The sequence below is a fragment of the Acinetobacter pollinis genome, assembly GCF_015627175.1.
Taxonomy (GTDB): domain Bacteria; phylum Pseudomonadota; class Gammaproteobacteria; order Pseudomonadales; family Moraxellaceae; genus Acinetobacter; species Acinetobacter pollinis.
The window spans coordinates 18,217-33,567 of the sequence record NZ_VTDQ01000002.1; the positions used below are offsets into that span (position 1 = coordinate 18,217).

15 protein-coding genes are annotated in these 15,351 nt (G+C 37.0%); 6 read left to right on the forward strand and 9 right to left on the reverse strand.

Annotated features, from left to right (window positions below; genetic code table 11):
* Position 1: 1 nt before the first annotated feature.
* From rsmG to I2F23_RS01000, 3 genes are all read right to left on the reverse strand, one after another.
* Positions 2-643, reverse strand: coding sequence for a 16S rRNA (guanine(527)-N(7))-methyltransferase RsmG (gene rsmG, locus I2F23_RS00990; protein ID WP_195770731.1), 642 nt, complete (start codon positions 641-643; stop codon positions 2-4).
* Positions 644-725: 82 nt separating this feature from the next.
* Positions 726-1,415 carry an N-acetylmuramate alpha-1-phosphate uridylyltransferase MurU gene (gene murU / locus I2F23_RS00995; protein ID WP_195770732.1) on the reverse strand — a complete coding sequence of 230 codons (690 nt, stop codon included), beginning with the start codon at positions 1,413-1,415 and terminating at the stop codon, positions 726-728.
* A 5-nt stretch (positions 1,416-1,420) separates the two neighbouring features.
* On the reverse strand, positions 1,421-2,431 hold the full coding sequence (locus tag I2F23_RS01000) for an aminoglycoside phosphotransferase family protein (protein ID WP_195770868.1): 1,011 nt from the start codon (positions 2,429-2,431) through the stop codon (positions 1,421-1,423).
* A gap of 119 nt (positions 2,432-2,550) precedes the next feature.
* On the opposite strand from I2F23_RS01000, the gene I2F23_RS01005 reads away from it, so the two are divergent.
* Together I2F23_RS01005 and I2F23_RS01010 are read left to right on the forward strand one after the other, a co-directional pair.
* Positions 2,551-4,977: an LPS-assembly protein LptD gene (locus tag I2F23_RS01005; RefSeq protein WP_407647985.1), complete on the forward strand. Its 2,427-nt coding sequence runs from the start codon at positions 2,551-2,553 to the stop codon at positions 4,975-4,977.
* Positions 4,977-6,314, forward strand: a complete 1,338-nt coding sequence (locus I2F23_RS01010) for a peptidylprolyl isomerase (RefSeq protein ID WP_195770734.1) — start codon at positions 4,977-4,979, stop codon at positions 6,312-6,314. The genes I2F23_RS01005 and I2F23_RS01010 overlap by 1 nt, the downstream gene beginning before the upstream one ends.
* 59 nt (positions 6,315-6,373) lie before the next feature.
* Here the strand turns inward: I2F23_RS01010 and hfq are convergent, their stop codons facing one another.
* The 4 genes from hfq to tsaE all read right to left on the reverse strand — a co-directional run bounded on the left by hfq (position 6,374) and on the right by tsaE (position 10,326).
* A complete protein-coding gene (gene hfq / locus I2F23_RS01015; RefSeq protein ID WP_195770735.1) occupies positions 6,374-6,910 on the reverse strand; it encodes an RNA chaperone Hfq in 537 nt (178 codons plus the stop codon).
* Positions 6,911-7,004: 94 nt separating this feature from the next.
* Positions 7,005-7,949 carry a tRNA (adenosine(37)-N6)-dimethylallyltransferase MiaA gene (gene miaA, locus I2F23_RS01020; protein ID WP_195770736.1) on the reverse strand — a complete coding sequence of 315 codons (945 nt, stop codon included), beginning with the start codon at positions 7,947-7,949 and terminating at the stop codon, positions 7,005-7,007.
* Between the two features lie 6 nt (positions 7,950-7,955).
* Complete coding sequence (gene mutL, locus I2F23_RS01025) at positions 7,956-9,860, reverse strand: DNA mismatch repair endonuclease MutL (RefSeq protein ID WP_195770737.1); 1,905 nt, start codon at positions 9,858-9,860, stop codon at positions 7,956-7,958.
* Complete coding sequence (gene tsaE, locus I2F23_RS01030) at positions 9,847-10,326, reverse strand: tRNA (adenosine(37)-N6)-threonylcarbamoyltransferase complex ATPase subunit type 1 TsaE (protein WP_195770738.1); 480 nt, start codon at positions 10,324-10,326, stop codon at positions 9,847-9,849. The genes mutL and tsaE overlap by 14 nt, the downstream gene beginning before the upstream one ends.
* 90 nt (positions 10,327-10,416) lie before the next feature.
* Between tsaE and I2F23_RS01035 the strand changes: the two genes are divergently transcribed.
* Together I2F23_RS01035 and I2F23_RS01040 are read left to right on the forward strand one after the other, a co-directional pair.
* Positions 10,417-11,322 (forward strand): pseudouridine synthase, encoded by a 906-nt coding sequence (locus tag I2F23_RS01035; protein WP_211140197.1) that lies wholly within the window; start codon positions 10,417-10,419, stop codon positions 11,320-11,322.
* A gap of 95 nt (positions 11,323-11,417) precedes the next feature.
* Complete coding sequence (locus I2F23_RS01040; RefSeq protein WP_195770739.1) at positions 11,418-11,717, forward strand: type II toxin-antitoxin system RelB/DinJ family antitoxin; 300 nt, start codon at positions 11,418-11,420, stop codon at positions 11,715-11,717.
* On the opposite strand, the gene I2F23_RS01045 is transcribed toward I2F23_RS01040, so the two are convergent.
* Positions 11,718-12,419, reverse strand: coding sequence for a pseudouridine synthase (locus I2F23_RS01045; protein WP_195770740.1), 702 nt, complete (start codon positions 12,417-12,419; stop codon positions 11,718-11,720).
* A 139-nt stretch (positions 12,420-12,558) separates the two neighbouring features.
* Here I2F23_RS01045 and I2F23_RS01050 point away from each other — a divergent pair, with 139 nt between their 5' ends.
* Complete coding sequence (locus I2F23_RS01050) at positions 12,559-13,014, forward strand: DUF441 domain-containing protein (RefSeq protein ID WP_195770870.1); 456 nt, start codon at positions 12,559-12,561, stop codon at positions 13,012-13,014.
* A 17-nt stretch (positions 13,015-13,031) separates the two neighbouring features.
* Here the strand turns inward: I2F23_RS01050 and I2F23_RS01055 are convergent, their stop codons facing one another.
* On the reverse strand, positions 13,032-13,952 hold the full coding sequence (locus I2F23_RS01055) for a LysR family transcriptional regulator (RefSeq protein ID WP_195770741.1): 921 nt from the start codon (positions 13,950-13,952) through the stop codon (positions 13,032-13,034).
* A gap of 373 nt (positions 13,953-14,325) precedes the next feature.
* On the opposite strand from I2F23_RS01055, the gene I2F23_RS01060 reads away from it, so the two are divergent.
* A complete protein-coding gene (locus tag I2F23_RS01060; protein WP_195770742.1) occupies positions 14,326-15,348 on the forward strand; it encodes an NAD(P)H-dependent flavin oxidoreductase in 1,023 nt (340 codons plus the stop codon).
* The last annotated feature ends 3 nt before the right edge of the window (positions 15,349-15,351 follow it).

Here is a 15,351-nt window from a genome sequence, read left to right on the forward strand (position 1 = left end):
GTTACTGATCCAACAAATTCTTTAAAATAATCAAATGACGTTGTTCATCTAAGCGAGGAACTTTTAACTCAATAACCTGACTCTCAAAACGAGTTTTCAAACTTTCGATTTCTTCACAAGGAATAAGACCTTTCATCGCGCAGATTTGGCTCTTTTGATGCATATAAGGCATTGATGCTTCCACAAAGTCAGTTAGAGAGGCAAAAGCACGGCTTGTAATTACATCAAAATGGCCAAGTTCATTGATAGCATCAACATCTTCTACACGCGTTTGAACAGCAATTACATTTTTAAGTTTCAAGTCTGCAATAAACTGTTTTAGAAAGCGGATTTTTTTTCCATTCGAGTCTAGTAATACACATTCGCGATCTGGTTGGCATAGCGCAATAATCATTCCAGGCATACCACCGCCCGTTCCTATATCTAATAAGCGTCCATGAGGAAGATCTTTGACTATACTTAGGCTATCTAGCAAATGTTTAACTAACATTTCTTTAGGGTCTCGAATAGCCGTTAAATTATAAGCTTTATTCCATAACACCAATGCATCTTGGTATTTCAATAATAAATTCAAGGCATCATCAGTGAGCTGTAAACCTAGCTTTTCACTGCCCCGTTTTAACTCTTGAAAAAAAAGATGCATAACGAACTCTCTTATTTAATTTAGGTGAAGTATACCGATTTATCTGATCAATCATAGTGCTCAGTGATTAGTGAATACACATTTAAGCGATTTCTTGTCGCAGAAGTTCTTGATCTAATGTAGATAATCTTTCAGGAGTTCCAACATCTACCCAAGCTGCATTTAACTTCTGTGCACCCACCTTGTTCTCTAACATAGCCTGTTTTAATAGCGGTGCTAAAGGTCGTTTTCCATCTGGTAAATCCTTAAACAGGTTTGGAGATAAAATTGCAATACCGCTATATGTCAACGCTTGTCCTTCTTGACCTTGTTCAAACGTATATGCAAAGCCATCCTTAAATATAAAATCTCCCAAAGGGTGCTGAGTTGGATTATCTACCAATACCAAATGGGCTAAATGAACATCTAAATTAATGCTTAACATATTACGAAAGTCAAAATTCGTCCAAACATCTCCATTGACAAGCAAGAATGGTTCTTCTCCAAGTAGTGGAAGTGCACGAATAATTCCCCCAGCTGTTTCTAAACCATCATATTCGTCCGACCAAGAGATCTTTACACCAAACTGTGAGCCATCACCCAACGCTTCGTGCAGTTTTTCCGCGAGCCATGCTGTATTTATAATAATTTCGGTAATACCAGCACGCGCCAAATTTTCAATATGCCATACTATTAGCGGTTTACCACCCACTGAAAGTAAAGGTTTAGGCGTATGCAATGTCAATGGACGCATTCGGTTACCTAGTCCAGCGGCTAAAATCATTGCCTTCATCTTAACTAAACCTCCGAATAACTACCGTATACTTCATTAAATTTTGCTATAACGCGATTCTTTAGAAATTGATGGAATGATTGTAATTCTGGATATTTTTCACTTTCATGAAGAACATACCACATGACACGAGGCAGATCTTTGAGATAGTTTTCTTTACCATCTCTTTTGAAAAGGCGAACAAAAATTCCTAAAATTTTGATATGGCGTTGTAATGACATCAAATCTGCATCTTTATGAAACTGTTCGAATGTACGATTCATCTTACTGTCTTCTGGCAATGCATCGTAAAACTGGCGTATCCAACCTTCAACCTGATGTTTTGGCCATTGTACATACGCATCTCTTACCAATGACATCAAATCATATGTATCCGCCCCAATGACAGCATCTTGAAAATCAATAATTCCAAGGGCTTCACCAGATGTTAATTTCATGAGGTTTCGACTATGAAAATCTCTATGAACGAAAACCTGGGGCTGTTCAAGTGCCTGACTAGCCAATAAATAAAAAGTATTTTCTATGTTGTGTCTTTCTATATCTGTAAGTTCAATTTCTAGTGAAGGTAAAAACCAGTCTAAAAATAAATGCATTTCAGCAGATAACTTTTCACGACTATAAGCAGGAATAACCTTTTCGGCATCACTTGCCTGCATTTCAATTAACTGAAGGAAACATTGTGAGTAATACTCATTTACATTAAGCAAGCTAAGCTCTTGTGAGAGAACAATATCTCCAAAATCCTCAAGCAAAAGGAAACCATTTTCAAGATCTTTTGCTTCGATCGTAGGTACTTTCACCTTATTTTTGCTTAAAAATTCAGCAACACTCACAAAAGGCACACAATCTTCTTTATCGGGTGGTGCATCCATTAACATAAATGTTTTATTATCATAGATAACTCGTGCATAACGACGGAAGCTTGCATCGCCTGCTAAGTAATTGATTTCAAATTGATCTGAGCGCAGAACACTAGTTAACCAGTCTTTAATTAATCGTTCACGTTTTTTATTCATTTGCAAAATATCTAAATACAGGCAGAGATTTAAGGCCATAAGTGTAGCCACTTATGGAGTTTTTCTCTATGATGCAACAATAATTAATTGCAAAAAAGCATACTTGGTTAATGAAACAAATGAAGCAACAGTTTAAATTTAGTCCTTTAGCAACTGCGATTTTGACACTTTTATGTGGTAGTTCAATACAATCAAGCTATGCTGATTCAGCTGAAGTCGTGTCAAATGTCAATAATCAAGAGCTCAAACAGCAAATTAATGAGAGCTATCCTGGTCAAGCATTTTTTGATCAATATTACATAGAAAAAAATAGTCCAGAAGTTACAAAGAGATCACAAAAATCTCAATTTTCTGATTACTGCGAAGGCACATGGGTAACACCTACTGCACCAAATACCACAACGACACCCCCAGCAAATTCCCCAACACATGTTACGGCAGATTATGCGCACTATAATCCACAAGGTGATTCTGTTTTACGAGGGAATGTGATTGTAGAGCAACCCGGTCGTGAAGTTCGTGCAGAAAATTTAACTTTAGATAAAACTCAGACACATGCACTTGCTCAAGGCAACGTGCAAATGGCACAAAATGGATTAATTTCACAAAGCCAGCATATAAATTACGACCTACAAAAACAAACAGGTCAACTCAGCGATAGTTACTTTATTTCTGAAACCAATCATGCACATGGTTATGCAGGTAGTATTAATCGTACATCTCCTACTGAAATGGTGCTCGATCATGCCAGTTATACAACTTGTGCTCCAGGGAAAAATCCAGATTGGAAGCTAAATGCACGTAAAATTCGTATTAATCAAGAAACTGGACGTGGTGTAACACGAGATACGACATTTTATGTTAAAAATGTTCCTATCATGTACTTGCCTTATTATAACTTTCCAATTGATGACCGTAGAACGACTGGACTCCTTACTCCAAGTTTCGGATGGTCAAGCAATGGCGGCTTTCGTTTAGATGCACCTGTCTATTTAAACCTAGCACCGAACTACGATGCCACCGTAACACCTCGTTATTTAGAGGAACATGGCGCCATGCTCGAAGGGAAATTCAGGTTTAAGACAGAAAATTTTGGTCAAGGCACAGTTTCTGGTGGGTATCTTCCGAATGATAGACATTATAATGATGAGGATCGTAAATCATTAAAGATCACTCACAATTGGCAGATTGATCGCTATTTCTCTACAAACTTAGAGTACAACTATCTATCAGATATTGATTATTTATATGACTTAGCAAATGACCCAAATGTCTCAACAGATTTAAACCAAAAACGTTTATTTCAAGTCAACTTTGCTAATGCTATTCCCGGTTTAGATGCAGCATTAAAGATTGAACAATATCAAACACTAGATAGAACATTAGCAGCAGAAGATCGACCTTATGCGCGCTTACCGCAATTTTTATTAAATTATAAAACAACTAACCCACAAGGGTTTCAATTCGAATACCATAATGACAGCGCCTATTTTAGAAAAACATTATATAATTTAGGTAGCGCAAATACATATAGCTCCGGTACACGTATTTATAATTCGATCGCAACACGATATAACTTTAGAACACCTTGGGCATTCGCTATCCCAGAGGTATCTGTACGTTCACTAAACTATATATTCAGTGAAAGTCAAACAAATAGTAAAAACCAAAATACTGTTGTGCCACAGTTTACTTTAGATACAGGACTCAACTTCCAAAAAGATGGTAAGTATCTTCAGACCATTACACCAAGATTGTTTTATGCGTACTCTCCTTATAAAGATCAGACCAATAATCCTAACTTCGATACAACAACATCATCAATTAGTTATGACCAACTTTTTAGTCCCTACCGCTTCTATGGTAATGACAGACTAGATGACAATAATTTCCTATCACTCGGTATCAGTTATAGTTTATTTGATCAAAAAGGACTTGAACGCTTAAAAGCAGCAATTGGGCAAAGTTTTTATTTTTCAGATCGTCGTGTACTGCTTTCACCAACAGACACCATTCAAACCAACAAAACATCAGATCCAATTCTTTCCCTGTCTAGTCAATTAAGCAATCGATTTACAGTAAGTACAAATTTGGCATTTGATGGGAAAAATGTTTCACAAGCAAACTTCCAAACTTATTACACTGGCTATAATGGACGTATTTATAACTTAGGCTATTATAAACGTGAAACAATAAATAATTCACAACAAAAAAGCTATGATCAAGTGGTTGCATCTTTAATTCAACCTGTTGATGATAACTGGCGCGTTATTGGACACGTTCAGTATGACCTCTCAAATCATTTAGCACGCGAATATTTACTCGGTGTAAATTATGAGTCATGCTGTTGGGCTGTTTCTGTTTATGGTCGTTCATACTTCAATGACCTAGATGATGTAACAAAACCTAATGTAAAACGCACTAATGCAATTATGGCCGAATTTACACTAAAAGGACTGGGTGCATTCAACAACCGATTATCATCATTGCTTGAACAACGCATCACTGGCTTTAGCAAATCTAACCAAACTTGGACACGACCTTAATGATGAACCAACAACTTAAACGATTTTTTAAAGCAACTACATTGGCTCTACTTATATCGAGTTCAGTGTCTGTTTTTGCGACAACAAACGATGAGGTTGTTGCTGTTGTGGGTGACAGTGCAATATTAAGAAGTGATTTAGATCAACTCACCACTGATTTATCACGACAGCTACAAGCACAAAAACTTCCAATTCCATCTCAGCAAGAACTACAACAGCAAGCGTTGAGTAAAATTATTTTAAATCAAGCACAACTTGAATTGGTTAAACGCTACAATATCCAACCAAGCGAAAGTGAAATTGATGCTGCAGTTCTTGATTATGCAAACAAACAAGGGATGCAAACACTCACAGCTTTTCAAAGCAGATTAGATGCACAGTACCCTGGCGCATACCAGACAGTACGTCAACGTATTGCTCAACAGCTTGCAATTAATATTCTACGCCAACAACAAATTATGTCTCGTATTCATATTAGTGACCAAGATGTCACAAACTTTTTGAATACACCACAAGGCCAAGCTGCAATTGGTAGCCAAGCTCACCTTCTTCATTTACGCGTAAGTGGCACAGATGCAACAAGTGCTGAAGCACTCTTAAGTGTTGCAAACCAAGTTAAAGCAGCATTGACATTATCGGATAACATTCCAGAAATTAGCCGACGCTTTTCTAAAGATGGTATTAAAGTAGAAGGTGCAGATATGGGCGATCGTAGTTTAGCTGATATCCCAGCAGAACTTGCTGCACGTGCCGCAGCAATTCAACCTGGTCAAACATCTGAATTAATACCAGCAAGAGATGGCATACACGTACTTAAATTGCTTGATCGAAAAGCAAGCGATAAGAAAGTGATGGTCGAACAATATCATGTACGTCATATTCTCATTCAACCATCGGAAGTACTTACAGCAGAACAAGCTAAGCAAAAAATAGATATTATTTATAAGCGCTTAAAATCAGGTGAAGATTTTGCAACACTTGCATCTACCTTCTCCAACGATCCAGGTTCTGCAGCCGATGGTGGCGATTTGGGCTGGGTAATGCCAGGGACGATGGTTCCTCAGTTTGAAGATGAAATGAAAAGTACACCAAAGGGACAAATCAGCAAACCATTTCAAAGTCAGTTTGGATGGCATATCTTACAAGTCATTGATACCCGTCAGCAAGATATGACTCAAGAGTATCAGCGTCGCTTAGCGAGACAATATTTAGGCGAACAACAATTTGATACGGAGCTTGACGGATGGTTACGTGAGCTTCGTGCAAATACTTACGTTCAAATTAAAGACCCATCTTTAGATCGTAAAAAATCTGCTTCAATCACTCAAACACAATAATAGCTTCCATAAAAAAGACCAGCAATATGCTGGTCTTTTTTATAAACAAGATCTAATCATTAACGATTATTATTTGTTTCGTCGTCTTGATGACCTTCTTCAAATTTTGACTCGTTTCCGCCTTCAAAACCTGATGACTGTTGCTGTTGACCGCCGAAGCCACCTTGACCGCCGAAGCCACCTTGACCGCTAAAGCCATTTTGACCACCGAAGCCACCTTGACCGCCGAAGCCACCTTGACCGCTAAAGCCATTTTGACCACCGAAGCCACCTTGACCACCGAAGCCATTTTGACCGCCGAAGCCACCTTGACCGCCGAAGCCACCTTGACCACCGTTATTATTAAAACCAGAAGCTTGACTATTGCTACTTGCTGGTGCGCCAGCAGGACGAGGGTTTCTTGCTGGAACAACTGTTGAAATAGCGTGCTTATAAACCATTTGGCTGACAGTATTTTTTAACAAAACAACGTATTGGTCAAAAGATTCGATATGACCTTGTAGTTTAATTCCGTTTACTAAGAAGATAGATACTGGGATGCGTTCTTTACGTAAAGAATTCAAGAAAGGATCTTGTAAAGTTTGGCCTTTAGACATGTTATTACTCCAAAAAAAATTAAAATGTAATCAGCGCAAAAACTGTCTTTAGTTTTTTAAAAATTTATAAAAAAGACAGCCTGCAAATTTTGCTTTATCTGTAGCAGTTTCGCAAGTGCTCTTGAGCCTGTTTTAGTGATAAAAAGGTGATAAATTGATGTTTTTCTCTTAAAGAACGTAACCAAGTAAATTGCCTTTTCGCCAACTGTCTCGTTGCAAATAATGCTTTATCCTCCATATTTTTCTTATTCTCGTGAATTTCCTCACAATTCATTAAATATTCTAGTACTTGTCGGTATCCTACTGCTCGCATAGAGGGTATATCAGCATTTAAATCGTATTTTTCAATAAGAAATTTAACTTCATTAAAAAAACCAATTTCCCACATTTTATTGAGTCTTTGCTCAATTCTCTGATGTAACTCTAACCGATCAGGCATTAAAGCGTAATTATGAAAAGTGTAACGATATGGTAAGTTTTTCGACTGTTCTGCTTGTAATTGTGTAATCGGCCTACCTGTTAGACGGTGAACTTCCAAAGCTCGAACAATTCTTTGTCTGTCTGTAACAGAAAATTTTTGGCTGGCCAATGGATCCACATGTGTCAGCTCATCATATACACTCTGCCATCCTTCTGCAGTTGCTTGGTCAACAATTTGTTGACGAATTTCCTGATCTGCACTAGGCAAATTATCAGATAATCCCTCAAGTAATGCTTTGAAATAAAGCATTGTTCCACCGACCAAAATTGGGGTCTTACCTCTTAAATGAATTTCATCAATTAAACGTGTTGCATCACTTACAAACTCCGCAGCCGAGTAAACTTCTAATGGAGTAATAATATCAATAAGATGATGTGGATATTGAGCCTGTTCCTCTTTAGAAGGTTTTGCGGTACCGATATCCATATCTTTATAAACTAACGCGGAATCGACAGATATAAGCTCAAAGTTTCCTTGCTCATATAACTCACATGCCAGTGCAGTTTTCCCACTTGCTGTTGGTCCCATTAAATTGATGACAGGTAATGAACTCGTCATATACCACTATTCTCCTCGAGCAAATAACTTATCTAATTGAGATAAAGGGAAAGAACGCCATGTTGGACGTCCGTGATTACATTGACTAGCAAAAGCGGTTTGCTCCATTTGTCTTAACAATGCATTCATTTCAGATAGACCTAACTGTCTGTGTGCACGTACAGCCCCATGACATGCTATACCTGCCAAAATTTGGTCTCGCTTTTGCTGTAAACCTGTAGCTTCATCGCTAGGATCTAAATCATTAAGCAATTCAGGAATTAGTCTTCCTAAATCTGCTTTATGCAACACAGCAGGTACGCCTCTCACAATCACTTGTGTATCACCATATAAATCTATATCTAGACCAAAACGCAAAAATTGTGCTTTCAAATCTTCTAAGCGATCGGCTTGCGTATGAGTAATACTAATTACTTTAGGAATAAGAAGTTGTTGAGATATCCAAAAATCGGGTTGATCCCAGCTTTTTTTCATTTGTTCAAGCAATATACGCTCATGTGCTGCATGCATATCTACAATAACTAGACCTTCGGTATTTTGTGCGAGTATATAAATTCCGTGCAGCTGCGCAATGGCAATACCAAGGGGATACTCATCTTTTGATGGTACTTCTTGCTCGACCTCATCACGCAATGGAGTCAAATATGATTTAAGCGCACTCTGGAATTGGTCAGACGTATGAGAAGCCTGTTCTCTTTGCGAATACTGGTAATTCTGAGAGCTAGATGGTGCAACATATGCCTCATCAAATTGCGTCTTCAATTCACTTGTTGTAGGTTCATGACGGTAATCTACTTGTTTATTTTGATGTAGCTGGAATTGTTCCTGTACCTTAGGTTCCGGCTTCAAATAGCTAGGTTTTAACGCCTGAGTAAGTTCGGCAGATGCTGTCTGAAATTGGCTTAAAATATCCTTGGCTGTATGACGTACAAACTCATGTACTTCTCTTTGGTTTAAAAATCGAATTTCATGTTTTGTCGGATGCACATTCACATCGATCTGATCAGGCTCTACCTCTAAAAATATCAAATATCCTGCATATTGATGACCATGCAAAATACCATCGTACCCCATACGTAATGCATGAGAAATGGTTTTATCTTTGACAATACGTCCATTTACGTAGACATATTGCAAATCCGCTTGAGGGCGTGCATCTGAAGGATGCCCGAGCCAACCTGTCATTTTGAGTCCAGATGCTTCTTTATCAAATGTGTAGGCATTCTCAACAAAAGATTTACCTAAAAGTTGCTGTACACGCTGATAGCGCAGTGCGCCACTGTCTGCACGTGGCAAATTGAGTTTAATTTGATCATTATGTTCGAGCATAAAGCGAACATCAAAATATGTAAGCGCCAAACGGCGTACAACTTCTTCAATATGGCTATATTCCGTCGATGGCCGCTTTAGAAACTTACGGCGAGCCGGCACATTAAAAAATAAGTCTTGTACTCGAATATGTGTGCCCCGATAACTGGCTGTAGGCTGAACTTGCTGATGATCAAATGCTGTCCCATTTACTTCAACCTGATAACCCACTCCTGAATCATCTTGACTACTGGTTAAAGTTAAACGAGAAACTGCAGCAATAGAAGCCAATGCCTCTCCACGAAATCCTAGACTGACGATAGAGTGTAAATCTTCCGAGGTCTGTATCTTACTTGTCGCATGTCGCATGACTGCAAGAGATAAATCATCAGGGTGAATCCCTACACCATTATCAATGACTTCAATGAGGGTGCTTCCCCCTTGTTCAATACGAATAATGAGAGAATTTGCTCCCGCATCAATCGCATTTTCGAGCAACTCTTTTACCACCGAAGAGGGCCGTTCAATAACCTCACCTGCCGCAATTTGGTTTGCTAATGCAGGTGAAAGTGTATTTATGCGACCTTGATTATCTCTTGACATTCATATGTTCCTGCAAATGCTGGATCACTCCTTCATTGCTCGAGTGAATAAGAATTTCTCGTGCAGTTTCATCATCCGTTTTTAAAATTTCAAGTATTAAATCTGCTTCAGGAATTTCATCTTCACCTTTAGAAGGCCATTCAAAAATAAATAATGCGTTAGGTGTCTCTAAATAATCACGTATACCCATCAACTCTAATTCATACGGATCATTTAAACGATATAAGTCAAAATGAAATACCGACTTTCCTTGAATTTGGTAAGGCTCTACTAATGTATATGTTGGACTTTTTACCGTACCCTGATGTCCAAAAGCATTCAAAAAATATCGTGTAAATGTTGTTTTTCCTGCGCCAAGATCACCTATCAGATACAGGACACCTTCTTGAAAACACTGCATGAGCGATGTTGCAAATGTCTGAGTATCACTTTCAGAAGAAATATTAATTTTGAGAGTATTTGACATTTTAGCAGACGATAGAATAGAACATCTGACTATGATAGCATTGCGTTTAATGAAAACCTACTCTTAGCCTTTGTGTGGCTATATTTATCTATGCTAGAACACACGCCTCCTATGCGAAATGGTGTTAGTCCAAGTCGTGTTTATCTTCCTGCTCATCAAACTCATACTACAATTTTTGCTTTTTTATGCGATTACTTCCCCCATATTCACAAACAAGAGTGGCAAGAAAGAATTCAAGATCAATTGGTTATCGATCAAAACTTGCAACCCATAACAATTAATACTACTTACAAACAAAATACGTTTATATTTTATTATCGTTTTTTAGCGCATGAATTTCATGTGCCCTATACACATCATCATCTGTTTGAAAATGACGATCTTCTCGTCGTAGATAAGCCACACTTCCTCACTATGAGTCCTACCGGTCAATATCTACAAGAAACATTACTTGTAAGATTAAAACATGAAACTCAAAATGCTTTACTTACACCTATTCACCGTTTAGACCGTGAAACAGCAGGTGTGGTCATATTTTCTAAACGTCCAGAGACTCGAGCCATATATCAACAACTATTTTCAGAAAAAAAAGTATTTAAGCAATATCACGCGATCGCAAAATATAATACCGATTTAGTCCTACCGAAAACTACGCAATATCACATGCAAAAAGGTGATCCTTTTTATACTATGCAAATTATTGCTCACGAACCCCCAAATAGCGAAACATATATTGAATGTTTAGAACATAATAAAATCTGGGCAAAATATTTACTTAGACCCACTACAGGAAAACAACATCAGTTACGCGTACATTTAAATGCTTTAGGCATTCCTATTATGAATGACCCTTACTATCCGCGACTCAAACACAAAGCACCAGACGATTTTAGCCAGCCATTACAACTACTGGCAAAACAGCTTTCTTTTCATGATCCTATTACCGAAGAAGATTTCGCATTTTTTTCTCGACAAGAGCTACAAATGCCATCTTAATGTAATGACAAGGGAATGACATTTTGATTGACTTTTAATTTAAATTAATTTTATATTATCTAGAACCTATACTCTTTTTACTTTGGCTTGAACAAATGAGAAAAACAGAAGTCTACCAAGTCAGACTTGACTCACAAGAAAAAAAGCAAGCATTTGCTGTATTTAAACAATTAGGTATAACACCAGCACAAGCAGTCCGTCTTTTTTTTAAACAGGTAGTATTAACAAAATCAATTCCATTTTCTATTGAAAACCAAAATATAAATATGGAACAATTATTAAAACTCAAGAAAACTAAATCTTCACAGCACCACAGTGATAACCATGAAGATTTCTTCGATGAACTCAATGCATTACTCAATGAGAGCAATACAGATGAAATTCCAAAAACATAATTAATGTTTAATTTGCTCTATTTCATCTATAGATAAATATCGCCACTCGCCTTCTTTCAAGTCATGTGGCAATTCAAATGAACCAGTTTTATTTCTATGTAACTGAGATACTTTATTACCAACGGCTGCAATCATGCGTTTTACCTGATGATATACTCCTTGATGAACGGTCATTAAACATGAGTTCTCAGCAAGTCTTTTTACATCTTTAGCAATAAAACTACCTTTCTCCCCTCTTAAAACTACACCTTCTTGTAATTGCTGAAGCTGATCATCTGTCAGTGGATCTATTGTATTTACTAAGTATTGTTTTCCTACATGTTTTTTAGGATGTGTTAATGCTTGAATAAACTGACCATCATCACTAAATAAAAGCAAACCCGTAGTGTCCTGATCTAACCTTCCAATCGATTGCACCCCTCTTACATTAAATAATTGAGGTAGCAACTCATAAACACTAAAGTGATGTACAGCTTGATGTGAACATTCATACCCTTGAGGCTTATTTAGCACAATATATACTTTTTCTACATATATATAAGAATGACTAGAAACCTTGAACTCTAATCCTTTAGTTTGAAATACTTGTTTGGCATCAAGACAGATTTTTTCATCAACCTCAACCAGACCTCGCGAAATAAGATGCTGACATTCTTTTCTTGACCCAAAGCCTTGCGATTGTAGTATCTTGTCTAAACGCATATATTTACCCATATTCCAATATTTTGAATATGTTACCTAATTTTTAGTTGAACTTATTATTTTTTCTTAGATCTATAGAAGAAAAATGCCTAAAACCGTTACAATGAATATCATTTTTATATACATGACAATGATTGCTATGCCTTCTTCCTTAGATTTAAATTTAATTGCACTTTTTGTCTTACTTGCATGTGGTATCTTCAGCCATAACTCCTCCGTTACACTTGCAAGTGTGGCACTCATTATTGTAAAAATTACACCACTTTCGATGTATTTTCCATTTATACAAAACCATGCATTAAATATAGGAATTACAATTCTAACCATCGGCATGCTTGCACCAATTGCTAGTGGAACAATTGCAGGAGATACTTTGCTTAAATCTTTTGCAAGCTATAAATCTATTCTCGCAATTATTATTGGTGTATTTGTCGCTTGGTTAGGTAGCCGTGGCGTTAAACTTATGACTACCCAACCTGACGTTGTTGCAGGTTTACTTATTGGTACTGTTGCTGGCGTTGCCTTGCTACGTGGTGTCCCTGTAGGCCCACTCATTGCAGCAGGCATACTTTCATTATTTATTCACAAAGGATAACAATCTAAACTTATGACTTAAGAAGAATAATATTGACTTCTTTGTTGAGAGAATTTATCAAGTTGTTTTAAAAAACCTTCAAAATAATTTTTCTCTTTCTCTTCACTACGATAACCGGCATATAAGGTACGGCGTAGTCCTTGTGGTGCAATACAGTCTAAACGTCGACTTGTGACCCAACCCTTTTGTTCATATTCTTTTACTACCCAGTCAGGTAATGCACCAATACCTCGACCACTCGCAACAAGCTGAATAAGCATTTGCGTTAAATCGGTTGTTCTTATGTTTTTGGGTTGAATATTTGCTGGAATAAATAGGTGCGACATAATATCTAGACGATGTTTATCTACTGGATAAGTAATTAGCGTTTCATCAGCCAAGGCATGTACAGTAATTTTATCTGCGCGCACTAAAGGATGCGTATTTGATAACACTAACCGAGATTCATACTCGAAAATAGGAAAATACTCAACACCTTTTAAAGCAATTGGATCTGCAGTAATTAATAAGTCAAACTCACCATTTTGTAATAACTCGTGAGGATTAGACTCAAATGCTGGTGCAAAGTCTAAATCCACATCTGGATATTGCTGACGATATTGATTGAGCAGTGGCATCAACCAGTCAAAACAACTATGGCATTCCGATGAAAAGATAATACGCCCTGTTTGACCATGAATAATTCTGGTAATGTCACTTTGAGTGATATGAATTTGAGGCAAAATATCATCGGCAAGTTTTAATAATCGTTGTCCGACATTAGAAAACTGCACAGGCCGACTACGACGATTAACCACCTCTACCCCATACCAATGATCTAATTCTTTGAGTTGATGTGAAATGGCTGAAGGTGTTAAACATAAGTCACTTGCGGCAGCAACCAAAGAACCATGTTCTCTCAGCGCAAGTAATGTTCTTAAGTGTCTAATTTCTAGCATAATGATTTTTAAAATTGAATTTTATTCATTATAACATAGCGCTCATTAATACTGCTCAATATAACTTTAGATTAAATCTAATGCTTATCTATCAATCAGATTCGAACTTAAACCCAGTCAATCTAATTATAAATTGCTCTAATTTAGCTTTATTGTCAAAATACATAAAAATTTTAAAATACTTTCTTTGTAATTTGTTATCTTATACATATTCTGCTATCAAAATAGTCAATAAAGCATTAATAATTATACTATAGATATGCCAACCAAAAAGCTAACGATCTATTTAAGGAAATAAAAGACTATACGATCATTTTCACTACCCATAAACAAAATAAATCATTAATTAGTAATTCTTATAGGCACAACTAAAATGCTTAATCAACTTAATATTAAATATCCTATTTTTCTTGCACCAATGTCAGGTGTTTCTACACCCGCTTTAGCAGCCGCTGTCTCTAATGCAGGTGGACTCGGTGCTTTAGGCCTTGGCAGTAGTACTATTGATGACGCTATTCATCAAATAAAACAAACAAAATTACTGACTCCAAACGCATTTCAAGTCAACTTCTTTTGTCATGAAGAATACAAATTAGATAAAGAGCAAGAAAAAGACTGGATTCACTTTCTATCAAAAGAATTTTTTCGCTTAGGTAAAGAAGCACCAACCCAACTGCAACAGCTATATTCGAGCTTTAAAAATAATGATGACTATACAAATCTGCTTCTAGACACCAAGCCGAAAGCTGTTAGTTTTCATTTTGGACTTCCATCATATAGCCAAATTTCTGCACTTAAAAGTTCAGGAATCATGACTATGGTTTCTGTTACTCAGCTGTCCGAAGCATTAGAAGCACAAGCTTTAGGCATTGATATTCTTATCGCTCAAGGTATTGAAGCAGGTGGTCATCGTGGTATGTTTAATCCATCTAGAGAATCAGGAATTTTTACCTCTGATTTAGTAAGCATACTTATCGAACACCCTCAGATACAACTACCCGTTGTGGCTGCAGGCGGTATAATGGCAGGAGATGCTATTCGCAAGATGTTAGATTTAGGAGCATCGGCCGCTCAGCTTGGCACTGCATTTATACAATGTGAGGAGTCTGCAGCAAATCAATCCTATAAAAATGCCCTTTTTCAACAAAAAAATACGCAAATTACAGATATTATTTCGGGTCGTCCTGCTAGAGGACTTATCAGTCAATGGCATCAGATCTTAGCATCATGTCATGAAGTACAGCATTCTGGATATCCATATACTTATGATATTGCTAAAAAGTTAAGTACATTAGACCCAGCATTTTCAATATATTGGGCAGGTAGCAATGTATCAAATATACGGCGTTTAAATGCTCAATCACTAATGGAAACACTAATAGAAGAATTATTATAAAAA